This window comes from Nocardia violaceofusca NBRC 14427 (genome assembly GCF_963869435.1).
Taxonomy (GTDB): domain Bacteria; phylum Actinomycetota; class Actinomycetes; order Mycobacteriales; family Mycobacteriaceae; genus Nocardia; species Nocardia aobensis.
Window position 1 is genome coordinate 1 of record NZ_CAWMPM010000064.1, and the last position, 5,314, is coordinate 5,314.

The window sequence follows — 5,314 nt, forward strand, 5'->3', positions numbered from 1 at the left end:
CCCCGTGTGAGGGTCGGACATTTTTTAGTCAGCTATTTTCCGGCTGGCGTTTAAGTTAGGTTTTCGGACTCTGGTTCGAGATACTTCTGATTTGCTGCTTCGGCGGTTGATCGAGAGTCTTCAACGGAGAGTTTGATCCTGGCTCAGGACGAACGCTGGCGGCGTGCTTAACACATGCAAGTCGAGCGGTAAGGCCCTTCGGGGTACACGAGCGGCGAACGGGTGAGTAACACGTGGGTGATCTGCCTCGCACTCTGGGATAAGCCTGGGAAACTGGGTCTAATACCGGATATGACCACCGGTCGCATGGTTGGTGGTGGAAAGATTTATCGGTGCGAGATGGGCCCGCGGCCTATCAGCTTGTTGGTGGGGTAATGGCCTACCAAGGCGACGACGGGTAGCCGGCCTGAGAGGGCGACCGGCCACACTGGGACTGAGACACGGCCCAGACTCCTACGGGAGGCAGCAGTGGGGAATATTGCACAATGGGCGAAAGCCTGATGCAGCGACGCCGCGTGAGGGATGACGGCCTTCGGGTTGTAAACCTCTTTCGACAGGGACGAAGCGCAAGTGACGGTACCTGTAGAAGAAGCACCGGCCAACTACGTGCCAGCAGCCGCGGTAATACGTAGGGTGCGAGCGTTGTCCGGAATTACTGGGCGTAAAGAGCTTGTAGGCGGTTCGTCGCGTCGATCGTGAAAACGTGCAGCTCAACTGCACGCTTGCGGTCGATACGGGCGGACTAGAGTACTGCAGGGGAGACTGGAATTCCTGGTGTAGCGGTGAAATGCGCAGATATCAGGAGGAACACCGGTGGCGAAGGCGGGTCTCTGGGCAGTAACTGACGCTGAGAAGCGAAAGCGTGGGTAGCGAACAGGATTAGATACCCTGGTAGTCCACGCCGTAAACGGTGGGCGCTAGGTGTGGGTTTCCTTCCACGGGATCCGTGCCGTAGCTAACGCATTAAGCGCCCCGCCTGGGGAGTACGGCCGCAAGGCTAAAACTCAAAGGAATTGACGGGGGCCCGCACAAGCGGCGGAGCATGTGGATTAATTCGATGCAACGCGAAGAACCTTACCTGGGTTTGACATACACCAGAAAGCCGTAGAGATACGGCCCCCCTTGTGGTTGGTGTACAGGTGGTGCATGGCTGTCGTCAGCTCGTGTCGTGAGATGTTGGGTTAAGTCCCGCAACGAGCGCAACCCTTGTCCTGTGTTGCCAGCGCGTAATGGCGGGGACTCGCAGGAGACTGCCGGGGTCAACTCGGAGGAAGGTGGGGACGACGTCAAGTCATCATGCCCCTTATGTCCAGGGCTTCACACATGCTACAATGGCCGGTACAGAGGGCTGCGATACCGTGAGGTGGAGCGAATCCCTTAAAGCCGGTCTCAGTTCGGATCGGGGTCTGCAACTCGACCCCGTGAAGTTGGAGTCGCTAGTAATCGCAGATCAGCAACGCTGCGGTGAATACGTTCCCGGGCCTTGTACACACCGCCCGTCACGTCATGAAAGTCGGTAACACCCGAAGCCGGTGGCCTAACCCTTGTGGAGGGAGCCGTCGAAGGTGGGATCGGCGATTGGGACGAAGTCGTAACAAGGTAGCCGTACCGGAAGGTGCGGCTGGATCACCTCCTTTCTAAGGAGCATCTGCACTGCTCGGTTCGAAGAGTCGAACCCGAGAGTGCCAGAGCCGCTTATGTTCCCGAACGTGGAACTGCGGAGCTCATGGGTGGAACGCTGACAAGCTTCATCGCACCAAGGTGCCGGCTCTGTCCGGGACCGCGGTGAATATATCGACACACTGTTGGGTCCTGAAAGAACAGACGTTCTTTCCAGGCAAAAGATACGACAAGATTTTCTCCGCGTGTCATACCGCGGGTTTCTTCCCGGCTGGTGCCGCAGTGGTGAGAGGGTCTTGTGTGTTGTTTGAGAACTGCACAGTGGACGCGAGCATCTTTGTTAGTAAGTGTGTAAGAGCGTACGGTGGATGCCTTGGCACCAGGAGCCGATGAAGGACGTAGGAGGCTGCGATAAGCCTCGGGGAGCTGTCAACCGAGCTGAGATCCGAGGATTTCCGAATGGGGAAACCCAGCACGAGTGATGTCGTGTTACCCGCATCTGAATATATAGGGTGTGTGGAGGGAACGTGGGGAAGTGAAACATCTCAGTACCCACAGGAAGAGAAAACAATAGTGATTCCGTGAGTAGTGGCGAGCGAAAGCGGAAGAGGCTAAACCGGTTGTGTGTGATAGACGGCAGTCGTTGCATAGCCGGGGTTGTGGGACCTGCTTTCTCAGATCTGCCGATCTGGGCGACAGTCAGAAAAGATCGCGTTAGTCGAATTGGTCTGGGACGGCCAACCGTAGACGGTGAGAGTCCGGTAGACGAAAACGTGTTCTCTGTTGTAGTGGGCACCCGAGTAGCAGCGGGCCCGTGAAATCTGCTGTGAATCTGCCGGGACCACCCGGTAAGCCTGAATACTCCCTGGTGACCGATAGCGGACTAGTACCGTGAGGGAAAGGTGAAAAGTACCCCGGGAGGGGAGTGAAATAGTACCTGAAACCGTGCGCTTACAATCCGTCAGAGCCTTCGATTTCGGTCGTGGGGTGATGGCGTGCCTTTTGAAGAATGAGCCTGCGAGTCATCGGTGTGTGGCGAGGTTAACCCGTGTGGGGTAGCCGTAGCGAAAGCGAGTCCGAATAGGGCGTTTGAGTCGCATGTCATGGACCCGAAGCGGAGTGATCTACCCATGGCCAGGGTGAAGCGACGGTAAGACGTCGTGGAGGCCCGAACCCACTTAGGTTGAAAACTGAGGGGATGAGCTGTGGGTAGGGGTGAAAGGCCAATCAAACTCCGTGATAGCTGGTTCTCCCCGAAATGCATTTAGGTGCAGCGTCGCGTGTTTCACACTGGAGGTAGAGCTACTGGATGGCCTAGGGGGCCCACAAGCTTACCGAAGTCAGCCAAACTCCGAATGCCGGTGTGTGAGAGCGCGGCAGTGAGACTGCGGGGGATAAGCTTCGTAGTCGAGAGGGAAACAGCCCAGATCGCCGGCTAAGGCCCCTAAGCGTGTACTAAGTGGAAAAGGATGTGGGGTCGCTGAGACAACCAGGAGGTTGGCTTAGAAGCAGCCACCCTTGAAAGAGTGCGTAATAGCTCACTGGTCAAGTGATCCTGCGCCGATAATGTAGCGGGGCTCAAGTACACCGCCGAAGCCGCGGCACTCAGTCATACAGATCGCCTTCGGGCCAGTCGACTGGGTGGGTAGGGGAGCGTCGTGTAGCCAGGGAAGCAGCGGGGTGACCTAGTTGTGGAGGCTGCGCGAGTGAGAATGCAGGCATGAGTAGCGAAAGACGAGTGAGAAACTCGTCCGCCGAATGACCAAGGGTTCCTGGGCCAGGTTAATCCGCCCAGGGTGAGTCGGGACCTAAGGCGAGGCCGACAGGCGTAGTCGATGGACAACGGGTTGATATTCCCGTACCCGTGTATCCGCGCCCAATGGCGAATCAGTTGTGCTAAGTGCCCAAAAGCGGATGGACCTCCTTCGGGAGGCCGGATGTGGCTGCGCACGACCCTGGCTGTAGTAGTCAAGCGATGGGGTGACGCAGGAAGGTAGCTGGGCCCGGTGGTGGATTACCGGGTGTAAGCCTGTAGGGCGTTGTGTAGGCAAATCCGCACAGCATGTGCCTGAGAGGTGATGCGTAGCCGGTTGAGGTGAATTCAGTGATCCTATGCTGCCGAGAAAAGCCTCTAGTGAGTTGGTACACGGCCCGTACCCCAAACCGACACAGGTGGTCAGGTAGAGAATACTAAGGCGATCGAGATAACTGTGGTGAAGGAACTCGGCAAAATACCTCCGTAACTTCGGGAGAAGGAGGGCCCGATCTGGTGATGAGTCTTGCACTCGGAGCTGGGTTGGGTCGCAGAGACCAGAGAGAAGCGACTGTTTACTAAAAACACAGGTCCGTGCGAAGTCGTAAGACGATGTATACGGACTGACGCCTGCCCGGTGCCGGAAGGTTAAGAGGACCGGTTAGCGCAGTAATGTGCGAAGCTGAGAATTTAAGCCCCGGTAAACGGCGGTGGTAACTATAACCATCCTAAGGTAGCGAAATTCCTTGTCGGGTAAGTTCCGACCTGCACGAATGGCGTAACGACTTCTCTGCTGTCTCCACCACAGACTCGGCGAAATTGCATTACGAGTAAAGATGCTCGTTACGCGCGGCAGGACGAAAAGACCCCGGGACCTTCACTATAGCTTGGTATTGGTGTTCGGTACGGTTTGTGTAGGATAGGTGGGAGACTGTGAAGCGGGCACGCCAGTGTTCGTGGAGTCGTCGTTGAAATACCACTCTGGTCGTATTGGACCTCTAACCTCGGGCCATGATCTGGTTCAGGGACAGTGCCTGGTGGGTAGTTTAACTGGGGCGGTTGCCTCCTAAAATGTAACGGAGGCGCCCAAAGGTTCCCTCAGCCTGGTTGGCAATCAGGTGTTGAGTGTAAGTGCACAAGGGAGCTTGACTGTGAGACTGACAGGTCGAGCAGGGACGAAAGTCGGGACTAGTGATCCGGCACCGGCATGTGGAAGCGGTGTCGCTCAACGGATAAAAGGTACCCCGGGGATAACAGGCTGATCTTCCCCAAGAGTCCATATCGACGGGATGGTTTGGCACCTCGATGTCGGCTCGTCGCATCCTGGGGCTGGAGTAGGTCCCAAGGGTTGGGCTGTTCGCCCATTAAAGCGGCACGCGAGCTGGGTTTAGAACGTCGTGAGACAGTTCGGTCTCTATCCGCCGCGCGCGTTAGAAACTTGAGGAAGGCTGTCCCTAGTACGAGAGGACCGGGACGGACGAACCTCTGGTGTGCCAGTTGTCCCGCCAGGGGCACGGCTGGTTGGCCACGTTCGGAAGGGATAACCGCTGAAAGCATCTAAGCGGGAAGCCTGTTCCAAGATGAGGTTTCTCACCCCTTTAAGGGGGTAAGGCCCCCAACAGACCATTGGGTTGATAGGCCAGAACTGGAAGTGCGGTAACGCATGGAGGTGACTGGTACTAATAGGCCGAGGACTTACCAACAAAGCTGCTACGCGTCCACTGTGCGGTATCTGAAACAACACACAGATACAGGAAGACGAATGTCCCGGTACCGGGGTGTTCGGCTCTCTGTGGATAGTTTCATAGAGTTACGGCGGCTATAGCGGTGGGGAAACGCCCGGTCCCATTCCGAACCCGGAAGCTAAGGCCACCTGCGCCGATGGTACTGCACTCGCCAGGGTGTGGGAGAGTAGGACACCGCCGGAACATACATTCGCGA

At 56.8% G+C, this 5,314-nt stretch carries 3 rRNA genes; all 3 read left to right on the top strand.

Annotated elements, in window-relative coordinates:
• Positions 1 to 120: 120 nt before the first annotated feature.
• Positions 121 to 1,637: ribosomal RNA gene (locus AC5592_RS34250) — 16S ribosomal RNA — on the top strand.
• Between the two features lie 324 nt (positions 1,638 to 1,961).
• A 23S ribosomal RNA gene (locus AC5592_RS34255) occupies positions 1,962 to 5,076 on the top strand.
• Between the two features lie 108 nt (positions 5,077 to 5,184).
• Positions 5,185 to 5,301 (top strand): 5S ribosomal RNA (gene rrf / locus AC5592_RS34260).
• Together the 16S, 23S and 5S rRNA genes form the textbook arrangement of a ribosomal RNA operon.
• Positions 5,302 to 5,314: the final 13 nt, after the last annotated feature.